This is a genomic window from Tepidibacillus sp. HK-1, assembly GCF_001748485.2.
Taxonomy (GTDB): Bacteria; Bacillota; Bacilli; order Tepidibacillales; family Tepidibacillaceae; genus Tepidibacillus_B; species Tepidibacillus_B infernus.
Map to the genome: position 1 here is coordinate 38,746 of NZ_BDGM02000003.1, position 20,339 is coordinate 59,084.

The window sequence follows — 20,339 nt, forward strand, 5'->3', positions numbered from 1 at the left end:
CGTACTTTTTAAGCGTACCTTTTTCCCTTTTTATTGCTAGCTTTATGTTCTCCTTTATAATACTGGATAAAATTTTGCAAAATTTGCCTTCCGTAAGGGGTTAAGATGGATTCGGGATGAAATTGTACTCCTTCAATTGGATACTCCTTATGGCGAATGGCCATGATCTCTCCTTCTTCTGTTACTGCTGTAACTTCGATTTCTTCAGGCAAAGACTCTCGATCAACTACCCAGGAATGATATCTCCCTGCTTCAAATAGTTCTGGAACTTGAGTAAAAATTTTTTGATGATTATGGGAAATGGTTGATGTTTTCCCATGCATCAATCGTTCAGCTAACTTTATTTCTCCTCCAAAGGCTTTCGCAATTGCTTGGTGTCCTAAACATACGCCTAAAGTAGGAACTTCTGTCCCTAATTGTTTAATCACTTCTAAGCTAATCCCGGCATCCTCAGGAATCCCAGGCCCTGGTGAGATAAGAATAAAGTCAGGATTTAATTTACGTATCTCTTCTACTGTGGCTTGGTCATTACGGATGACGTAACATGTTTCTCCTAGATCTTCAACCAATTGCACTAGATTATAGGTAAAGGAATCATAATTATCAATCACTACGATCATTGAAGAACCTCCCTCAAGTAAAGACGGAGTTCTTCGATCAATTGCTTTTCAAATTGCTTTGAGATTGCTTCGTCCTGCAAAATATTTTCTCTTGTTAGTAATCGTTGTTCGATCTCTGTAATTGCTCGAATCAATGCACTTCCTATCACAAAGCCATCTAGATTTTCAGCTAAAGGCTCAAGTTGAGACTTTTCCTTAATGCCAAAGCCAAGCACGATAGGAACCTTAGCCACATTTTTTACTTCATTAATTAATGTCGCGATTTCTTGATGAAAGGTTGAACGTTCACCTGTCACACCTAAGGAAGAGACAATATAAATAAATCCTTCTGCTTGCTCGGCAATTTGTCTAATTCTTTCTTTAGAGGTAGGAGCAATCAATGAAATGATTGGAATCTTGTATGATTGTAAAGCTTCTTTCAATGCACCGTTTTCTTCTAAGGGTAAATCTGGGACAAGAACCCCATTAAAGCCACTTTCAGATAATCTTCTGGCCAATCGATCTAAGCCCATTTGCAATAAGGGGTTATAATAGGTAAACAAAACTAAAGGAACTTGAAGCCCTTCTTTTCTTACCTCGCTAACTAGCTCTAAAGTTCTTTCTAAATTCATGCCTTGGTCAATCGCTCTAAGAGAAGATTGTTGAATGACTGGTCCATCTGCTAAGGGGTCAGAATAAGGAACACCGACCTCAATCATCTCAGCTCCTTCTTCCTGCAACAAAAATAGAATTTTCTTGAATAATGACTCTGTTGGAAAACCTGCAGTAATAAAAGGAATAAACTTCATTCGACTCCCTCCTCTGTAAAGAACTGATGGATCGTGTTCATGTCTTTATCTCCTCTTCCAGATAGATTGACAAGAATAATATTCTCTTTTTTCAGGGTAGGAGCTAGTTTGATTGCTTGAGCCACGGCATGTGCTGACTCAATCGCAGGAATAATTCCTTCCTCTTGACTTAATCGCTTTAACGCATTCATGGCTTCTTCGTCAGTAATCGTGGTATAGGTAGCTCTTCTACTCGATTGTAGATAAGCATGTTCTGGTCCAACCCCCGGATAATCTAATCCTGCTGAGATAGAATAGGCTGGTTGAATCATTCCGTGTTTATCTTGAAGTAAGTAGGTATAGGCTCCATGAATAATCCCTGGTTTGCCTTTGGTTAAGGTCGCAGCATGCTCTGAATCGAGACCTTTTCCTGCAGCCTCTACACCAATAAGTTGCACTTGCTCATCCTCGATAAATGGATGGAAGATACCAATCGCGTTACTTCCTCCTCCTACACTTGCTATCACCACATCTGGTAAACGACCCTCTTGTCCTAGCATTTGTTGACGTGCTTCAATTCCAATCACCTTTTGAAAATCTCTTACCATTGTTGGATAAGGATGTGGGCCAACAACAGAACCAATTAAATAATGGGTATCCTCTACATGGGCAGCCCAATAACGAATCGCTTCATTGGTTGCATCTTTCAAAGTTCCTCGACCACTATGAACAGGAACCACTTCCGCTCCTAATAACTGCATTCGAAATACATTTAACTTTTGTCGTTCAATATCTTCTGCTCCCATAAAAACTTTGCATTCTAAGCCAAGCCTAGCAGCGATCGTTGCCGATGCGACTCCATGTTGGCCTGCACCAGTTTCAGCGATGATTTTTGTTTTTCCCATCCGTTTTGCTAGTAATCCTTGACCAATCGCATTATTGATTTTATGTGCACCCGTGTGGTTCAGATCCTCACGCTTAAGATAGATTTTGGCTCCACCTAAAGATTCACTCAGTTTATCTGCATAATAAAGTAAAGTTGGCCGTCCTGCATACATCTTCACCCATGTTAAATATTCTTCTTTGAACGCTTCGTCCTCCCGAATTTCTTGATATGTGGCTTCTAATTCTTTTACCGCATGCATCAAGGTTTCTGGGATATAAGTCCCACCAAAATCCCCAAACCTTCCATTATCCAGTTCAACAGTCCATTCCTTTGGATTGATCATTTTCTAGCCTCCTCTAAAACCTCTACAATCTTTTCTACGGATTTTAATCCTTCTACCTCTACTCCACTGGATAGATCAACACCATCAATCGAATATGGTTTAAGTTGCTTTAGATCATTTGCTGTTACTCCACCAGCAACCAGAATAGGCAACTTGATTTTCTCCCAAGTTTCTTTGTGAACTCCCCAATCGAATTTGGTTCCAGTACCGCCACGATTCGCTCCTGCTGTATCAAAGATAAAACCATCTACCACATCAAGATAAGGTTGGTAGGGAAGATGAAGCTCTTCTCCTTCTACGGAAAGGACTTTCCAAATCTGCTTTCCAGTCATATCTTTGATAAGTTGGCAATAGTTAGCTGTTTCGTCTCCATGTAATTGAATGATATCTACTGGAGCTTCAACGATTTGTTCTATACTTGGATTTACAAATACGCCAACCGTTTTAACAAAATTTGGAATATGCATTTTCCATTGTTTAACTTGTTCAGCACTGACTTGTCGCCTACTTTTCGTAAAAACAAAACCGATATAATCTGGCCAAATCTGCCTTTCCTTTAATTCAATCAGGGTTTCTTCTTGAAAAATACCACAGATTTTCACTTTCATCTTTTTCCCACCAACTCGTATATCGCTTCAACTTGGTTAACCGCTTTTACGATCCTTTCGCCAACTAATACCCCTTTAATTCCTAAATTGCTTAGAGTTTCTACTTGTTCATGGGAATGAATTCCGCTTTCGCTGATCAACAACGTTTCCTTTGGAAGTTGACCCAACAACTGATGAGTATGTTGGATTGAAGTATTAAAGGTCGTTAAATCACGATTATTGATGCCGATCATTTCAGGAGTAAAATCTTTAAGCACTTTTTGAATATCGTCTTGATCGTGAACTTCTGTTAACACTTCTAATCCGAGTTCTTTTGCTTGAAGATAAAGTTCTTGGTATTGACTTGGTTCTAAAATCGCCGCGATTAGTAAAATTACGCTTGCCCCATATCCTTTGGCCTCATCTACTTGGTAGGGGTCAATGATAAAATCCTTCCTTAATAAAGGAATCGTTTCCGTTAATTCTCGTATTTGTAAGAGGTGATTGATACTCCCTTGAAAAAATTCCTGATCCGTTAGAATGGAGATTCCCTCAACTTTCGCCTCTTTATACTTCTTAAAGAGAACCGTTGGTTGGTAATCTTCCATCAAAACCCCTTTTGAAGGAGAAGCTTTTTTCATCTCGGCGATGATCCCAACAGGTCTTAGTGTTTCAATTAGACTTTTTCTTAAAGAACAGGTGGATGCATGATAATAAGGCAAAGACCTTAGTTCAGATTGACTGATTCGTTGTTTACTTTCAGCGATGATTTCTTTCTTTTTGGATACGATGCGATCTAAGATATTCATGAAACATGATCCACCTTCTTTGAGAACCTTTGTAGCTTAAGGATCTTTTGATAGACTTTACCTGTATCTACTAGTTCTTTTGCCAGTTCAATTCCTTCCGCAATACTTTTTGCTTTTCCGGTGACATAAAAACTAGCGCCAGCATTGATCAAAATAAAATCGCGCTTTGGACCTTTTTTCCCTTGGAAAATATCTAATAAATCTTTTGCATTTTCTTGGGGGGTATCTCCTCGTAGATCAGATAATGAAGATCTAGTAAAACCAAATTGTTCAGGAGTTACAAAGTAAGTTTGGATTTCCCCATCTCTCAATTCTGTCACCTTGGTTTCGTTCGTCATCGTGATTTCATCCATTCCGTCAAGGCCAGATACGACAATTGCTCTTTTTACCCCAAGGCCTTGTAACACTTTTGCAATTGGTTCTGTCAAGTTAGGATGATAGACGCCCATCACTTGATGATCTGCTTTTAAAGGGTTGCTTAATGGCCCAAGGACATTAAACACGGTTCGAATTCCTAGCTCTTTTCTAGAAACGGCTGCATGCTTCATTCCTTGATGAAAGATTGGGGCATATAAAAACGCAATATTTTCTTCATTTAATAGTTGTTCTAGATCTTCAGGGGATTGTTGAATAGGAATATCCATTGCTTCAAGAACGTCGGCACTGCCACTTTTCCCTGAAACGGCACGATTTCCATGTTTGGCAACTTTAATTCCACCAGAAGCTGCAATCAATGCGGCTGCAGTCGATACGTTGATCGTACCGCTGCCATCTCCTCCTGTTCCACAGGTGTCAAGTAAGGGACCATTGATCTGAAATGGTGTCTTAGCCTGCTCTCTCATTGCTTCAACCATCCCGATAATCTCTTCTGTTGTTTCTCCTAATACCTTTAGTCCAACCATAAAAGCGGTCACTTGGTGGGGAGGTACGTTCCCTAAAATGATTTCCTCCATAAACTGTTTACTCTCTTCTCTTGTCAAATGGTTACCAGCTAACAATTTTTCTAATATCTTTCTCATCTCTACTAATCTCCTCTCAACTTAAACTCTCTGAAATCTCAATCGCTTTTAACATCGCCTTTGCCTTATTCATGGATTCCATATATTCGTTAAGCGGTACAGAGTCGGCGACAATCCCTGCACCTGCTTGCACATAGGCGGTTTCTTCTTTAAAAAAGATCGAACGAATCGTAATACAAGTATCCAAATTTCCATTAAAGGCAAGCGCTGCTACCGCACCAGCATAAGGACCTCGCTCGATTGGTTCTAGTTCAGCAATTAGTTCCATCGCTCTTACTTTTGGTGCCCCCGAAACCGTTCCTGCTGGGAAAACCGCTTTTAATACATCAAATGCAGATTTCTCTTCCTTTTGTTGGCCTATCACTTTTGAAACAATATGCATGACATGAGAATAACGTTCAATTTTCATCTTTTCTGCCACAATGACAGAGCCTGGTTTACTTACTTTGCCGATATCGTTTCTTGCTAAATCTATCAACATTACATGTTCTGCTCGTTCCTTCTCATCGGCCAAAAGCTCCTGCTCTAAAGCGAGATCTTCCTGCTCTGTCTTTCCTCTTGGCCTTGTGCCGGCAATGGGGAATGTAGAAATTTCCTCGTTGAACACTTTGACCAGTGTTTCAGGTGAGGCACCAACAATCGTTTCATCATTCATTTGCAAATAAAACATATAGGGAGAAGGGTTGATTTGCCGCAATACTTGATAAACGATTGCTGGATGTACTTTTGTCTTCGTGATCAATTTTTGCGAAAGAACCGCTTGGAAAATCTCCCCTTTAAGAATATTTTTCTTAATCGTTTCTACTGCTGCCATAAATTGATCGGGCAAAAAAGGTTGTTCAAAGTTTTTCCTTATTTCAGGTAAATCATGAAGTGGGATGGGTTTCTGTAAACACTGATCTATACGTTCTTGCCAAAATTGAGCTCGCTGTTTCAGATATTCAATAGCTCGCAAATATTTATCTTTCTTTTGTTCTTCTGTATCTTCCGTTTCAATCATTACGTTATAAAACAGTTGTAATTCTTTTTCCGCATGGTCATAAACGAGTAACTCTTTAACAAAAGCTAGATGGATTTCTGAAAATGGGGAAGGCTTCTGATTAGCGTTTTCTATTCTTTCAAGCCTTTTGATAAACTCATAGGAAAAATATCCGATTCCCCCGCCTGTAAAAGGTGGGTATCCTAAAATTCTAGGCGAACGGTATCTCTTGCTAATATTTTCAATCCCACTTACTGGATCGTCAATAATCTTTTCATATAGACCATTTGTTTTTAACTGTTGCAACTCATCAGGATCGGCCTCGATCTTCACTTGATTGTCCTCTACTTGAATCACTAAAAAAGGTTGGTCAGCAAAATAGGTGAATCGACCCCTTTCCTTGCCATGTTCACCACTTTCTAATAACAAAGAATAAGGGTAATCTTGGCTGAGCTTAAATAAATCAAGTTGAAACCCTTCAAAAGAACCCAGTGAATGTTTTAATGGGATGACAGAATAATGAGTAGCTAATTCTAAAAAATGTTCTAGGGGTAACATTGTGATACGCTCCTCTCTTGTACCTGTTTAGAAGGATGATTTCCTTCTTGCGAGAAGAGGAGTGAGGAATAAGGAGGAATAAGGAGTAAAAAATAGAAAAAACTAGGAATACTCCTAGTAGTAAGCATACTTACCCTAAGCAATTCCTCCACTCAACTTTTCTCTTCTTAACTAAACTCTTCTCTCTACTCAACTAAACTCATACTTAGGATTTCATTTTTGATAAACAAAATCGTTTAATTTAACAATAATCTTACTTTACTCTAAACTTGTCTGTCAAGGAAAGATGCAAAAAAACACAATTTTATTATTTTCTGCAACCATGTTGATGAGTTGTATGATAAGTTGTTCAATTCTATTGATTTTCTCCTCCAACTTTAGTCACCTCTATACATACAGTCTAACATTATAAAAAAATTGGGACAATATTCAATTTATATTAGAAAACCGAAAATTCTAACAATCTAATTTCAAATTGAAAATGTTGATATTTTACTTTACGAAAATGTAATTTATGGTAAAATATAATAGTCAAATTGCTTTATGAGGGGGGGAAGAAACATGAAACACATCAAAGTTTTATCTCGCAATCGTCTACAAGATACTATGTTATCTGGAACTTGTAGTAAATGTTCTGCTTCTTGCCAATCAGCATGTAAAACCTCTATCACTGTAGGTAATACAATTTGTTATGCTAAGATTGAAATGAAGTAGATAGAAGATTGCTCCCTTCGGGAGCCGTTTTTTTTTGAGAGGAGAGCAAAAATGATAAAGGGACAAGTACATGTATTCACTTATAAAAATTATAATGTTGTCCTTGATGTAAACAGTAATTCTTTATTCACGATAGATGAATTAGCAAAAAAAATAATTGAGTTATATCCTTCTTTTTCATTAATTGAAATAAAAGCAAAATTAGAGAATGAATATGATGAAAATAAAATTGCTGAAGCATATGAGGAAATAGAAGAGCTTATTCGGGAAGGTATTTTATTTTCTGAAGGCGTTACTCCAAACGAAGAGTATAACCCGGAAGAATTTGAAATGAAATCAATGTGTCTGCATGTATCACATGACTGTAATTTAAGGTGTAAATATTGTTTCGCCGGAACTGGCCCGTACGGACAAAAAAGAACTCTTATGTCAGCAGAGACGGGTAAAAAAGCAATTGATTTTTTGGTTGCTCAGGCTAAGTATACGACTCATTTTGAAATAGATTTTTTTGGCGGGGAGCCTTTAATGAATTTCCCTGTTATTAAAGAAATTGTGGCCTATGCGAGGGAAAAGGAAAAGCAGATAGGGAAGACATTTGAATTTTCTTTGACAACTAATGGTGTCGATTTAAATGAAGAAGTTGGAGAATTCGTCGCACAGGAAAACATAAATCTGATCTTAAGCATTGACGGACGCAAAGAGGTTAATGACCGGATGAGGCCAATGGCAGATGGTGCGGGGTCCTACCAAACCATTGTCAATAATTTTTTGCGTGTAAATTCGAAGCGTTATGGTTCTGCTGATAACCGTTACGGCAAAGGCATCTATACATATTTTCGCGGAACATTTACCAGTGAGAATTTAGATTTCTCCAATGATGTTTTACATCTGTCTGATCTTGGTTTTAAAAGGATTTCTGTCGAACCAGTTATTTTGCCGGAGAATCGAAAATACGCTATAACAAAGGAACATTTACCTGAACTGTTTAAGCAATATGATATTTTAACTGATGCGTATCTTGAAAGGAAAAGTACTGATAAGGAATTTCATTTTCATCACTTTGAAGTAGATATGGAAGAAGGTCCTTGTTTTTCTAAACGTGTAACAGGATGTGGTGCCGGTTATCAGTATATGGCGATCACACCGGAAGGAGATATCTATCCTTGCCATCAATTTGTAGGTAAAAAGGAAACGAAAATCGGTAATCTTGAAGAAGGTTTTACGAATAAAAAACTAATGAATCAGTTTAGAAATACAAATATTTATACAAAACCTGAATGCAAAACCTGTTGGGCCCGTCATTTGTGTGGCGGTGGCTGTCATGTTAATGCTTATGGTTTTAATAATGATTTAAGTAAGCCCTATGCAGTTGGCTGTGCATTAACAAAAAAACGTTTTGAAAATGCACTTTATCTAAAGGTATTGGAATTAGAAGAGGAATAAAACTAAAGGAAGTCCATTAAAGGCTTCCTTTTTGAATACTAAGTAAGAAGGTGAATTATCCCTATCTCTTCTTCTGTCAATTCACGATATTCTCCAGGTTCTAATGTTTCATCCAAAAGGAGTGAACCCATTGAGAGCCTTTTTAAAAAGATAACCTTTTTGCCAATGGCTTCAAACATTCGCTTAACCTGATGGAATTTTCCTTCATATATGGTTAATTCAATTTCAGACTGATGTCCAGACTGAAGAATCTTAAGTTCTGCCGGCAAGGTTAGATAGCCATCATCAAGATAGACACCTTTGTGGAAGGCTTTTTGGTCTTCCTCTGTCACCACTCCTTGAATCATGGCATAATAGGTTTTGGGAACATGCTTTTTTGGAGACAAAAGCTGATGAGCCAATTGACCATCATTGGTTAGTAGAAGAAGTCCTTCAGTATCTTTGTCTAATCTTCCTACGGGGAAAGGATCAAATACCGCGTGCATCGGTTCTAGAAGATCGATCACGGTTTCTGTAAAATGATCCTCAGTTGCTGAAAGAACCCCTTGTGGCTTATTCATCATCAAATAAATGAATTCTCGATATTTAACAACTTCATCATCAACAATGATTTGATCAAGGGTTGGAGTGACTTGCATTCCTGAGTCTTTTGCATAAGCCCCATTTACAGTAACTCTCTTTTCTTTGATCATTTTTTTGATTTGTTTTCGAGTCCCAAATCCCATATGGGCTAATATTTTATCTAAACGTTGTCTTTCTTTTCCGGACATGTTCTCACCTCACTTATCCTTTTCAATCCACCATCTTATCATATTTTCTTCCAGCGTCGAAGAGATATTGACATTGTCCTTAGAAAAGTTATATTATATAAGTTGTGATTATGGGTAGCTTTATCATTTAAATGGTAAAAAGGACGTGAACACCCTCGCTCTTTTTGTGCTTATAAGACGCGGCTGATTTATTCTTATAAGTCATAAATTGTTGCTATCCCGCAATTTATGTAAAACAAATAGAGCACGTCATATTAGACCATCCTAAAATATTTATTTTGAGAGGGGTTATTGTTTAATATGGCACGTTATACAGGACCAAAACACAAATTAAGTCGTCGTGTAGGTATTTCATTAAGTGGTACAGGTAAGGAGATGAAGCGTCCTTATCCTCCAGGTCAACATGGACCAGGCCAACGTAAAAAATTAAGCGAATATGGTTTACAGTTAAATGAAAAGCAAAAGCTTCGTTTTATGTATGGCTTAAACGAAAAGCAATTTGCTAACCTTTTCGAAAAAGCAAACAAAATGTCTGGCGTTGTTGGTGAAAACTTCATGGTTCTTCTTGAAACTCGCTTAGACAATCTTGTTTATCGTATGGGATTATCTCATACTCGTCAAGGTGCTCGTCAATTAGTCAACCATGGACATATCACTGTAAATGGTAAAAAGGTTGATATTCCTTCCTACCATGTGCAAATTGGTGATGTGATTGGCGTTCGTGAAAGAAGTCGTAATTTAACTGTTATTAAAGAAGCTTTAGAAGATCGTAACTATCTTCCAGATTACGTCACATTTGACGATAAAGCAATGGAAGGTAAATTAATTCGCTTACCAGAGCGTTCTGAATTGCCACAAGAAATTAACGAAAAACTTATCGTTGAGTACTACTCAAGATAGGATGAACGAAAAGCATCCATTGGAGAAATCCTTTGGATGCTTTTTATTTTTAAATAACTAAACTTCATGGTTGAAACCCATTAGTGATGGGCTTCTTCATCTAATTGAGCTTGATTTTTGCAAATTTACGTTTTCCTACTTGAATAATCATTCCGTCTTCAACAATCACTTCATAATCAACATCTTCAACTTTTTCTCCATTGATCTTAACGGCGCCTTGCTGGATCATGCGACGCCCTTCGCCATTCGATGGAACTAATCCCAAATCTACCAGCAATTTAACAACCCAAATTTTCCCATCCCCCAATTTGCTTTGGTCTATTTCAGTAACAGGGATATCCTCAGGAATGTCTCTTTTTTGGAAAACCGTTTTAAAATGGTGTTCAGCTTCCTTGGCTGCTTCTTCTCCATGATACATTCGGACAAGCGTATAGGCCATCTTCATTTTTGCATCTCTTGGATGAATCGTTCCTTCCTCTAATCCTTCCACCATGACTTGAATTTCTTCATGTGCGAGATCGGTTACTAACTTATAATATTTAACCATTAACTCATCAGGAATGGACATGGCTTTCCCATAGATTTGATTTGGCTCTTCATTGATACCAATATAGTTTCCTAAACTCTTACTCATTTTTTGAACACCATCAAGTCCTTCAATTAATGGTAACATTAACACTGCTTGTTGAGCTTGTCCGTATTCTTTTTGTAATTGTCTGCCCATTAAAAGGTTAAATTTCTGGTCAGTTCCCCCTAATTCAACATCTGTTTTTAGAGCAACGGAATCATAACCTTGCATCAGAGGGTAGAAAAATTCATGGACACTGATCGCTTGGTTGTTATTAAATCTTTTTTCAAAATCGTCACGTTCTAACATTCTTGCTACTGTTGTTTTTGCAGCTAATTGTACAACCTCAGCAAATGTTAATGGAGCTAACCAAGTACTATTATAATGAACCTCTGTTTTAGCTGGATTTAACACTTTAAATAGTTGCTCGATATAGGTCTTAGCATTTGCTTTTACTTGTTCAGGTGTCAATTGTTTCCTTGTTTCTGATTTACCAGTAGGATCACCAATTTGTCCGGTAAAATCGCCAATAACTAATTGAACAATATGGCCTAAATCTTGAAATTGTCTTAACTTCTGTAATGGCACCGTATGACCAATATGAATGTCTGGTGCAGAAGGATCTAATCCTAATTTTACTTTTAAAGGGTTCTTTTTGATAATCGCCTTTGCTAATTTCTGCTTGAACTCATCTTCAGGGATGATTTCAACAGCCCCACGGCTAAGAATCTCCCATTGTCTTTGTAATTCTTGTTCCTGTTCCTTTGTTAATTCAAATTCATTTGTCATCATGTCAACCTCCATTTTTATGATAAACCACACAAGTGTCGATATCCTTCGAGGCCTATTACGATTACTATTATGAGGCCCCATTATAATTGTGAAAAGAAAGTTATACTTTTTGATAAAAAAAACCACATCCCATCTAGCTAGGGACGTGGTTTAGACGCGTTACCACCCTACTTAAAAAAACAGGAAAATTAATGCCCACAAATGTGATGCCCTCCTTAAAAGCTATTCTAATTACTTTTGTGGGGTCTGTCTTCTTCACTTCATTGCATAACGGGATTCCCGGAAAAGACGATTTTTCAGCTTCGTCTATTCAGCTCTTGTAGGGTAATTCGGTTTGATAATAATGTACCGATTTTCACCAACCACCGGCTCTCTAAAAAGCAGTCATTACCACCTACTAACTACAATCATCGCGATTTCTTATTCATTTTAATTGTATTTTCAATTCAACTCTTCTTTTATCATATTATACTAGCAATGTCAATGCAGATGATTGAAAATGTACTTATCATTCTTATTTATGCTATAATACCTTTATTAAGGGGGAATTATTTTATGACATCATCTCATTCGCCCAATAAATCAAAGAGAACAAATGGGCTTCGACCAAGGAATTTATTAAAGTTTATATTAATAGTAATCTTTTTAGGATTCTTTTTGGGTGCAGGGACTGCCACAGGTTTTGTTGCCGCACTTGTAAAAGATGAACCAGTTCGGAGTGCTGAGGAAATACGCAAACAGGTATTTAAAAACACGGAAACTGGTTTTGCATACTTCTCTAATCAAGACAAGAATGGTACCTTTGAACTGATCGGTGCTTTTAGAAATGATGAAGATCGTCGGTTTGTAAAATTTGAGGAGATTTCACCAAACGTAAAAAATGCTTTTCTTGCGGTAGAAGACCGTGCTTTTTATGATCATCATGGTGTTAATTTTAAAGCTTTCACACGTGCCGTTCTTCAACAGATTTTTCAAAGTGATGTTCAAACGGGTGGAAGTACAATTACTCAACAATTAGCCAAAAATACGTTCTTTTCTTTAGAAAAAAGCTATCAAAGAAAGGCAAAGGAAATCTTTCTGGCCTTAAGAATGGAACGAGTGATGCCAAAAGATGATATCTTCACCGCCTACTTAAATAAAATCCCGTTTGGTAAAGCTGCTAATTTAAATAATGTCTATGGAATTCAAGCAGCTGCAAAAGGATATTTTAACAAAAATGCGAGTGAACTTAATCTAGCCGAAGCTGCTTATTTAGCTGGAATCCCCCAACGCCCTACTGCATATTCTGCATTTAATAGCAAGGGGTTTGATGAAGAAGGCTACAATTTGGCAAAGAAACGTCAGGAATTAGTACTTAAGAGTATGCTGGAGGAAAAATTTATTTCTCAGCAGGAATATGAAGAAGCCCTTAGATTTGACATTAAGGCTGCTTTTGATACCTCCACTAAAAAAGCGTATAGTAAATATCCCTACTTAATCTTAGAGGTGGAAAACCAAGCAGCTGAAAAGTTTGTTGAAGCGCAAGGGATTACGCCAGATGCTAAAGAGTATAGCGAAGCATTAGAAAATGCCAAACAAGAGATTTTAAGTGGTGGTTACAAAGTTTACACGACCGTAGATCGTAAAATCTATGAAGCGATGAATAATGTGGCAAAAGACCCTAAGAATTTTCCAAATCCAATCTCCTATAACTTCTCTTTAGGAGATGGAAAAACGAAACACCTTGAAAATGAAGATATCCAAATCGGTGCTACACTCATTCATAATAAGACAGGAGCTATCTTAGGTTTTATTGGTGGACGCGATTATAATGTTTCTGCTGTCAACCATTCTAATTTTAGAGGAACGACAAAAAGACAACCCGGTTCATCGATTAAACCATTGTTGGATTATGGTCCAGCTCTTGAATTAGGTAAGGTTCAGCCAGCAACTCCAATTGATGATATCCCATTAGGTGGAAAATGGGAGCCAGACAATTGGAACAGCAAATATAATGGCCGTATAACGGCTAGACATGCATTAAATCAATCATTTAATATTCCTGCCATAAAGGTATATAAAATGGTTGGCCCAGAAAATGGCTACGAATTTTTAAGTAAACTTGGTTTTCAATTAAATAAAAAAAGATTCCTTGAAGCTGGTTTGACTCCAGCGATTGGTACGATTGAATCATCACCAGAAGTGATGGCTAGTGCTTACTCAACCTTTGCCAATGGCGGTACCCATCTTGACTCTTACATGATTGAACGGATTGTGGATCGTGATGGCAATGTGGTCTATGAACACAAAGCAAAACCTGAAGTCGTCTTTAGCGAACAAACTTCCTATTTAATTACGGATATGTTAAGAACCGTTATTAAGGATGGAACAGCAAAAACGATTTTGAGATATATTGGCAGTCGAGATGTTGCTGGTAAAACAGGAACAACGAATGACACAAAAGACTTATGGTTTGTGGGTTACACACCTGAAATTACTTTAAGTGTATGGACAGGTTACGATTATCCAACAACCATTAGATCTGGTAATATTGCTAAAACATCTTGGGGTAAGATTATAACAGAAATTTTTAAAGCTGACCCAGAATTATCTCCTGCAAATGCAAAATTTGAACGACCAGGTGGATTAATTCAAATGCAGGTATCTAGTACTTCTGGAAAGTTACCATCTGACTTGACAAAAGAAGCTGGCTATTTAGTCACTGACTGGTTTAATAAAAAATTCATTCCAACAGAGATTGATGATTCTTTAGAAAAAGCGAGAGTGGTTGAATTTAACGGTAAACGTTATTTGGCTAAAGATGAAACGCCTGATGACATGGTGGATACAGGAATCTTCTTTAAACGAGAGCCTTATGTTATCCCACCTGGAAAACCAAAGCCATTAGATGTTGATAAAGAATTACCAACTGAGTCTGACCCAAGGGAATCTGCAGGGCAACCTGCTCCACCTTCATCGCCTAGCATCACAACCCAAGGAAATAAAAATACGATCTCTTGGGAAAAGAATCTAAGTAATAGTGTGGTGGGATACAGAATCTATCGTGCTTCTGCTTCAGATTTAGGCTTTACAAAAGTTGGTGTCGTGAAGCAAACAGATCTAAAAGCAGGAAGGTATTCCTTTACAGATCAAGGAGCAAATAATGGGCCTTTTGCTTATTACATTACAACAGTTGATGTTGCAAATAATGAGTCTAACCCTTCAGCAATCGTGGGCAATACGAGCCTACCCATTGGACTAGATGAACCTCAAGATCAAGGAAACCAAGATGGAACATCAAATGAACCACCTGCTGCGACTATACCAAAACGGCCAAAAGGGGTCTCTGGTGAGCGAAGTGCATCTGGATTACAAGTTACCTTAACCTGGGCTGCAAATCCTGTAGAAGATCAGGTACTTAATTACAATGTTTACTTTAGTGATGTAGAAGGTGGCAAATACCAATTGATTGGAACAACAGAAGGCACCACTTTCGTTCATCCATCTGTTCCACTAGGTGATGCTTATTACCGTGTAACAGCAACGAATGAAAATGGTGAATCTGAACCATCTAAAGTAGTCAAAATCCCAGTGAAAAATCAATAATATAAAAAAAGGTTTGTATATTCCATCGCTCTCCGTCATCCGTGCCCTTCTATGAATAAAGATTACGGAGAGAAGGGCACTTCTAAAGGCACACAAAGTGTACAAGTCGTGCTACACAGCTAAAGCTGCTAGTCACGCTATGTCGCAGCTTATGGAATATACAAACCCTTAAATGACAATTAAGTGACAAATGGAAGAAAGTTATACTTTCTTAATCTAAAAAAACAACCTATGATGGTTTATCCATTATAGGTTGTTTTTTGTATTGAACAAGTTCGCTACTTCGTTGACTGTCTATTGATCAATTGATGTTGTAAAATGACAAACTGGTCTGTGATTGGTTCCTCATTCATATGTTTCGTTAAAAATCTCATTGCAACTGCTCCAATATCATATTGAGGTTGAGCAACTGTAGAAAGTAATGGCCTTACCATTGATGAAATCGGTATATTATCAAATCCTCTTACTTCAATATCCTGCGGTACTTGAAGTCCATTATCTTGAATAGCATGAATCGCAGCCACAGCCATTTCATCACTAGCGGCAAAGAGAGCTGTTGGTTTTTCTGCTAAGGAAAGAAAGTCGTTCATTGCTTCCAGACCAGATTCATAATGATAATCCCCTACGCGAACATATTGTTCATCAAATGGTATATTCGCTTCTTCTAAAGCCGCCTTATATCCGTTAAATCGATCTAATCCAGTTAAAGGATCAGTCAGTGGCCCAGTAATGATGGCAATTTTACGATGTCCACCCTGAATAAAGGCGTTGACAGCGTCCTTTGCTGCTTGGAAATGGTCAATATCTACAGATGGAAACATTTTGCTAGGGTCTTTGGTAGCTGCTAGTACAATTGGAACGGTTGAGGTTTTAAAAATCTCTAAATGATCATTTGTCACTTCTGCTCCCATAAACAACAAGCCATCCACTTGTTTCTCCAATAAGGTATTGATTAGACTTAACTCCTTCTCCACCTTTTTATCTGAACTGGATAAAATAATATTATAGTGATACATACTTGCAATATCTTCTATTCCTCGAACAACTTCGGCAAAAAAAGCATTGGAAATATCTGGGATTACGATACCGACCGTTGTTGTTTTCTTGCTCGCTAATCCCCTTGCTACTGCATTTGGACGATAACCTAACTTTTCAATGGTTTCTAAAACCTTTTTTCTTGTGCTTGGTTTTACATTAGGGTTCCCATTAACGACCCTTGAAACCGTAGCCATTGATACTCCAGATTCTCTGGCTACATCATAAATAGTTACTGGCATTTCAATCTCTCCGTTCGACTAATTTATTTTCATTAATTTTCATCATTTAATGTTAATTATTCTACGTCAAAAAAGCAATTCCTACAATCTTTTCATATATTTTCCCCAATTTAATACCATAACCATACAAAATAGCCCACAAAAGTGACGACCTCCTTCGAAGTGTATTCCGATTACTTTTACGGGGTCCCATTTTAATCATGACAAGAAAGTTATGCTTTCTTTAGTATTAAAAAAAGAAACGCTAACCTTAGTGGTAACGTTTCATTATGAGCTACTTTTAAATCGCAAAATTCTATAATAATTGGGAACCCTTTAAAGCAGTCATCAATTCGTTAAATTGATCTAAATTGAGTTGTTGATTTGCATCGGATAATGCAACAGCTGGATCAGGATGAACCTCCACCATAATACCATCAGCCCCAGCAGCTAAAGCTGCTTTTGCTATAGGAATCGCAATATCTTTACGTCCAGCAGAATGACTAATATCTACTAACACTGGTAAGTGGCTTTCTTGTTTTAAAATGGGAACAGCAAGGATATCCAAGGTATTTCGTGTCCACTTCTCATAGGTACGAATACCACGTTCTACTAAAATCACTTGATTATTTCCCCTTGAAACAATGTATTCGGCTGCAAATAAAAATTCCTCGATCGTCGCTGCCAAACCTCTTTTTAGTAAAACCGGAGTTTTAATTTGGCCAGCTGCTTTAAGTAATTCGAAGTTTTGCATGTTTCGTGCACCAAGTTGAATCACGTCCACATATTGGGTAGCCATTTCAATATCAGCAGGGTTAACAATTTCACTAACCACCTTTAGCCCATACCGATCTGCTACTTTCTTTAATATTTTAAGTCCTTCAATACCTAATCCTTGGAAATCGTAAGGGGAAGTTCTTGGTTTAAATGCGCCACCACGAATCAGTTTTATCCCCTGTTCAGCTAATCCTTTTGCAACAGTATCTACTTGTTCTTCGGTCTCAACTGAACATGGACCTGCAATCATCACTGGCTTTCTTCCAACTTCCACATCCCCAACCTTTACGATCGTGTCCTCAGGATGACGTTTTCTACTAACTAACAACTGTTTATTTTTATCCTCTTCTTGTAACTCAAGAGAAGCTTTGAAGATTTCTTTAAATAAATGTCTAACTACATTGTCATCAAATGGGCCATGATTATGAGCTACAATTTTATCAAGCATTTCTCTCTCTCTAACAGGATCGAAACGCTTTGTACCTTGTTTCTCTTTTAGATGACCTATTTCCTGAACGATCTCAGCTCTTTCATTGATTAACTGCAAAATCTGCAAGTTAATTTCATCTAATCTCAATCTTAACTCATCTAACTCTTGATTACTCATAATAAGCCACCTCCGAAGTATTGTAAAAAATATACTTTAGATTATACAGATTTATCGTTAAAATGAAAAGGATAAAAGGCCCAAATTACTTTCAAAATGAAAAAGGAATCTCTTCACCAATAGAGAATAATACAGATATTGTCGAAATTTTGTCGAAGGAGGGGCAAACTTGGAACAACATCTTCCCATCTTTGCCTTAGATATAGGAACACGAACTGTTGTTGGTTTGATTTTAGTTCCTACTAAAGAAGGACAATTTGAAATAAAAGATTTGAAAATGATTGAACATAGAGAACGATCGATGTTGGATGGCCAAATTCATGATGTTGTAGCGGTTTCTGAAATTATTTCACAGGTAAAAAAAGAATTAGAGCAAAATAACGGCCCCTTACATAACGTAGCCGTTGCAGCAGCTGGTCGTTCTCTAAAAACTCGTCGTGTAAAGTTAGATATATCGATTCAGGGTCAACCATTACTTAGAAAAGAAGATATTCGCGCCTTAGAATTATCTGCTGTTCAAGAAGCACAAAGACAAATCGCAACAGAGAGCCAGATCGAGGATACGACCCATTACCATTGTGTCGGCTACAGTGTGATCAATTATTTTTTAGATGATCAAATTATCGGTAATCTGATTGATCAACGAGGACAAAAAGCAACAGTGGAAATCATCGCTACCTTTCTTCCTCGTGTGGTCGTTGATTCACTTCTTTCCTCTCTTACACGTGCTGAGTTAGGGTTGGAGGCACTAACATTAGAACCAATTGCGGCTATCCATGTATTGATACCACCATCGATGAGAAAATTAAATCTCGCACTTGTCGATATAGGTGCAGGTACTTCAGATATCGCCATTACGGCAGAAGGGACGATTATCGCTTATGGAATGGTGCCAGTTGCTGGAGATGAAATTACCGAAGCCATCAGTCAATCCTACATTTTAGATTTTCATATTGCCGAGGAAATAAAGCGGCAATGTTCGACACAAGAGACCGTTCATTTTTCTGATATTTTAGGGATGTCTTACACACTTAACTCTAGTGAACTCATCGAACAAATCGATCAAGAGATTGAACAATTGGCAACTCAAATTGCAAATAAAATCATTGAATTAAATGGGGGTAAATCTCCACAAGCTGTGATGTTGGTTGGCGGGGGTAGTCAGACACCAAAACTTTCCGATAAAATTGCAACAATATTAAATCTACCTAGACAAAGAGTTGCTGTTAGAGGGGCAGATGCGATTCAACAGCCAATCATTTGGCCAAAAAATCTAGTTAAAGGCCCTGAACTGATTACGCCCATCGGGATAGGGATTTCTTCTCGTCAAAATCCGATTCAATATTTTACCATTGAAGTGAATGGCGAATTTATTCATTTGTTTGAGATGAAAACCCTAACCATTGGCGATGTTTTAATTGCTGCAGGAATTTCGATAAAAAGTCTATATGGTAGACCAGGGCTTGCTATGACTGTTAATATTAATGGTCAGATGAAAATCATTCCTGGAGAGCATGGCACTCTGCCAGAAATTTTATTAAATGAAGTACCTGCAACAATGGATACTCAAGTGGCTAATGGAGACAAAATTGAAGTAAAGGCTGGGAAAAATGGTAAAAATGCTACCCTTACATTGGATCAAGCCCTTTTATTAAGTCCTATTCGCCCTTATCAAGTTACAATTGATGGAAAATTGCTTGAATTACCTGTTTTAGTTGAGATCAATGGAATCGATGTTGATTTTTCTACACCAATCTCAGATCGCGATTCGATCGTTTTTCATTCTGTTAGAAATATTGAAGAGGCTTTAATCCTTTCTGGATTCTCAACGATCCCTTTTGAAGAGAAAATCATACAATTTATTTTTCAAGGAGAGCCTAGAAAAATCGTCTATGTTTCTAAAGATCTTTTCCGCAATGGTAAGAAGGTTTTATTGAAAGAACCGATCGCTGGCGGAGATGTGATCACCTTTGCAAAAGAAACAAACCCGTATCCTACTATACGTGATTTAATGAATGAGAATCCTGATTTCCAATGGGGGATAGATGTGATATTTAATGGGAAGCCTGTTCATATTCAACCTTCTAGCTTACAGGTACTCATCAATAACAAAAAAAATTCTGTTGATTCCCCTATCGAGCAGAATAGTGACATCACCATTCATGTGGAAGACCAGCAAATCGTTTTTAGTGATGTTTTTCGCTATGTTGAATTTGATACAACTCCACCATCGGGGGCAAGTAAATTTGTGATTAAAGTGAATGGGGAAGAAGGAGATTTTAATACCCCCATTAAACAAGGGGATCAATTAGAATTATACTGGGAATAAGAAAAGGTTTGTATATTCCAACACGGCTTA

The 20,339-nt window shown here is 37.6% G+C and carries 16 protein-coding genes and 1 other annotated feature; of the genes, 5 read left to right on the forward strand and 11 right to left on the reverse strand.

Annotation, left to right across the window (positions count from 1 at the left end):
- Nucleotides 1-8: 8 nt before the first annotated feature.
- From BEN26_RS01975 to trpE, 7 genes are read right to left on the reverse strand one after another with little or no spacing between them, the layout of a single operon-like run.
- Entirely contained in the window at nucleotides 9-620 is a 612-nt protein-coding gene (locus tag BEN26_RS01975) for an anthranilate synthase component II (RefSeq protein ID WP_068725178.1), read from the reverse strand.
- Entirely contained in the window at nucleotides 617-1,408 is a 792-nt protein-coding gene (trpA, locus tag BEN26_RS01980; protein ID WP_069799228.1) for a tryptophan synthase subunit alpha, read from the reverse strand. The genes BEN26_RS01975 and trpA overlap by 4 nt, the downstream gene beginning before the upstream one ends.
- Nucleotides 1,405-2,616 (reverse strand): tryptophan synthase subunit beta, encoded by a 1,212-nt coding sequence (gene trpB / locus BEN26_RS01985; RefSeq protein ID WP_069799230.1) that lies wholly within the window; start codon nucleotides 2,614-2,616, stop codon nucleotides 1,405-1,407. Before trpB ends, trpA begins: the two co-directional genes overlap by 4 nt.
- Nucleotides 2,613-3,224 carry a phosphoribosylanthranilate isomerase gene (locus BEN26_RS01990; RefSeq protein WP_084818800.1) on the reverse strand — a complete coding sequence of 204 codons (612 nt, stop codon included), beginning with the start codon at nucleotides 3,222-3,224 and terminating at the stop codon, nucleotides 2,613-2,615. Before BEN26_RS01990 ends, trpB begins: the two co-directional genes overlap by 4 nt.
- Nucleotides 3,221-4,012 carry an indole-3-glycerol phosphate synthase TrpC gene (gene trpC, locus BEN26_RS01995; protein ID WP_069799232.1) on the reverse strand — a complete coding sequence of 264 codons (792 nt, stop codon included), beginning with the start codon at nucleotides 4,010-4,012 and terminating at the stop codon, nucleotides 3,221-3,223. The genes BEN26_RS01990 and trpC overlap by 4 nt, the downstream gene beginning before the upstream one ends.
- Entirely contained in the window at nucleotides 4,009-5,031 is a 1,023-nt protein-coding gene (gene trpD, locus BEN26_RS02000) for an anthranilate phosphoribosyltransferase (protein WP_069799234.1), read from the reverse strand. The genes trpC and trpD overlap by 4 nt, the downstream gene beginning before the upstream one ends.
- A 16-nt stretch (nucleotides 5,032-5,047) precedes the next feature.
- Nucleotides 5,048-6,568 (reverse strand): anthranilate synthase component I, encoded by a 1,521-nt coding sequence (trpE, locus tag BEN26_RS02005; RefSeq protein ID WP_069799236.1) that lies wholly within the window; start codon nucleotides 6,566-6,568, stop codon nucleotides 5,048-5,050.
- 561 nt (nucleotides 6,569-7,129) lie between these two features.
- Between trpE and scfA the strand changes: the two genes are divergently transcribed.
- Both scfA and scfB read left to right on the forward strand, forming a co-directional pair.
- On the forward strand, nucleotides 7,130-7,282 hold the full coding sequence (scfA, locus tag BEN26_RS02010; RefSeq protein WP_068725191.1) for a six-cysteine ranthipeptide SCIFF: 153 nt from the start codon (nucleotides 7,130-7,132) through the stop codon (nucleotides 7,280-7,282).
- Nucleotides 7,283-7,333: 51 nt separating this feature from the next.
- Nucleotides 7,334-8,725 carry a thioether cross-link-forming SCIFF peptide maturase gene (gene scfB, locus BEN26_RS02015; RefSeq protein WP_069799237.1) on the forward strand — a complete coding sequence of 464 codons (1,392 nt, stop codon included), beginning with the start codon at nucleotides 7,334-7,336 and terminating at the stop codon, nucleotides 8,723-8,725.
- 38 nt (nucleotides 8,726-8,763) lie between these two features.
- Here the strand turns inward: scfB and BEN26_RS02020 are convergent, their stop codons facing one another.
- Complete coding sequence (locus tag BEN26_RS02020; RefSeq protein WP_069799239.1) at nucleotides 8,764-9,495, reverse strand: pseudouridine synthase; 732 nt, start codon at nucleotides 9,493-9,495, stop codon at nucleotides 8,764-8,766.
- A gap of 300 nt (nucleotides 9,496-9,795) precedes the next feature.
- On the opposite strand from BEN26_RS02020, the gene rpsD reads away from it, so the two are divergent.
- The gene (gene rpsD, locus BEN26_RS02025; protein ID WP_068725195.1) at nucleotides 9,796-10,395 is read left to right on the forward strand and encodes a 30S ribosomal protein S4; all 600 of its coding nucleotides are present in this window, start codon (nucleotides 9,796-9,798) and stop codon (nucleotides 10,393-10,395) included.
- Between the two features lie 100 nt (nucleotides 10,396-10,495).
- On the opposite strand, the gene tyrS is transcribed toward rpsD, so the two are convergent.
- The gene (gene tyrS, locus BEN26_RS02030) at nucleotides 10,496-11,752 is read right to left on the reverse strand and encodes a tyrosine--tRNA ligase (protein ID WP_069799241.1); all 1,257 of its coding nucleotides are present in this window, start codon (nucleotides 11,750-11,752) and stop codon (nucleotides 10,496-10,498) included.
- Nucleotides 11,753-11,891: 139 nt separating this feature from the next.
- Nucleotides 11,892-12,175 (reverse strand) — a binding site (T-box leader).
- A 135-nt stretch (nucleotides 12,176-12,310) separates the two neighbouring features.
- Between tyrS and BEN26_RS02035 the strand changes: the two genes are divergently transcribed.
- Nucleotides 12,311-15,340, forward strand: coding sequence for a PBP1A family penicillin-binding protein (locus BEN26_RS02035; protein ID WP_069799242.1), 3,030 nt, complete (start codon nucleotides 12,311-12,313; stop codon nucleotides 15,338-15,340).
- Between the two features lie 278 nt (nucleotides 15,341-15,618).
- Here the strand turns inward: BEN26_RS02035 and ccpA are convergent, their stop codons facing one another.
- Together ccpA and BEN26_RS02045 are read right to left on the reverse strand one after the other, a co-directional pair.
- On the reverse strand, nucleotides 15,619-16,617 hold the full coding sequence (ccpA, locus tag BEN26_RS02040; RefSeq protein WP_069799244.1) for a catabolite control protein A: 999 nt from the start codon (nucleotides 16,615-16,617) through the stop codon (nucleotides 15,619-15,621).
- 295 nt (nucleotides 16,618-16,912) lie between these two features.
- Entirely contained in the window at nucleotides 16,913-17,980 is a 1,068-nt protein-coding gene (locus tag BEN26_RS02045; RefSeq protein ID WP_069799245.1) for a bifunctional 3-deoxy-7-phosphoheptulonate synthase/chorismate mutase, read from the reverse strand.
- A 169-nt stretch (nucleotides 17,981-18,149) separates the two neighbouring features.
- Here BEN26_RS02045 and BEN26_RS02050 point away from each other — a divergent pair, with 169 nt between their 5' ends.
- On the forward strand, nucleotides 18,150-20,309 hold the full coding sequence (locus BEN26_RS02050) for a cell division protein FtsA (protein ID WP_069799247.1): 2,160 nt from the start codon (nucleotides 18,150-18,152) through the stop codon (nucleotides 20,307-20,309).
- Nucleotides 20,310-20,339 lie beyond the last annotated feature (30 nt).

Coding starts and splice junctions, on each gene's coding strand:
- BEN26_RS01975 (WP_068725178.1), bottom strand. CDS start 620: ATGATCGTAGTGATTGATAATTATGATTCCTTTACCTATAATCTAGTG.
- trpA (WP_069799228.1), bottom strand. CDS start 1,408: ATGAAGTTTATTCCTTTTATTACTGCAGGTTTTCCAACAGAGTCATTA.
- trpB (WP_069799230.1), bottom strand. CDS start 2,616: ATGATCAATCCAAAGGAATGGACTGTTGAACTGGATAATGGAAGGTTT.
- BEN26_RS01990 (WP_084818800.1), bottom strand. CDS start 3,224: ATGAAAGTGAAAATCTGTGGTATTTTTCAAGAAGAAACCCTGATTGAA.
- trpC (WP_069799232.1), bottom strand. CDS start 4,012: ATGAATATCTTAGATCGCATCGTATCCAAAAAGAAAGAAATCATCGCT.
- trpD (WP_069799234.1), bottom strand. CDS start 5,031: ATGAGAAAGATATTAGAAAAATTGTTAGCTGGTAACCATTTGACAAGA.
- trpE (WP_069799236.1), bottom strand. CDS start 6,568: ATGTTACCCCTAGAACATTTTTTAGAATTAGCTACTCATTATTCTGTC.
- scfA (WP_068725191.1), top strand. CDS start 7,130: ATGAAACACATCAAAGTTTTATCTCGCAATCGTCTACAAGATACTATG.
- scfB (WP_069799237.1), top strand. CDS start 7,334: ATGATAAAGGGACAAGTACATGTATTCACTTATAAAAATTATAATGTT.
- BEN26_RS02020 (WP_069799239.1), bottom strand. CDS start 9,495: ATGTCCGGAAAAGAAAGACAACGTTTAGATAAAATATTAGCCCATATG.
- rpsD (WP_068725195.1), top strand. CDS start 9,796: ATGGCACGTTATACAGGACCAAAACACAAATTAAGTCGTCGTGTAGGT.
- tyrS (WP_069799241.1), bottom strand. CDS start 11,752: ATGACAAATGAATTTGAATTAACAAAGGAACAGGAACAAGAATTACAA.
- BEN26_RS02035 (WP_069799242.1), top strand. CDS start 12,311: ATGACATCATCTCATTCGCCCAATAAATCAAAGAGAACAAATGGGCTT.
- ccpA (WP_069799244.1), bottom strand. CDS start 16,617: ATGCCAGTAACTATTTATGATGTAGCCAGAGAATCTGGAGTATCAATG.
- BEN26_RS02045 (WP_069799245.1), bottom strand. CDS start 17,980: ATGAGTAATCAAGAGTTAGATGAGTTAAGATTGAGATTAGATGAAATT.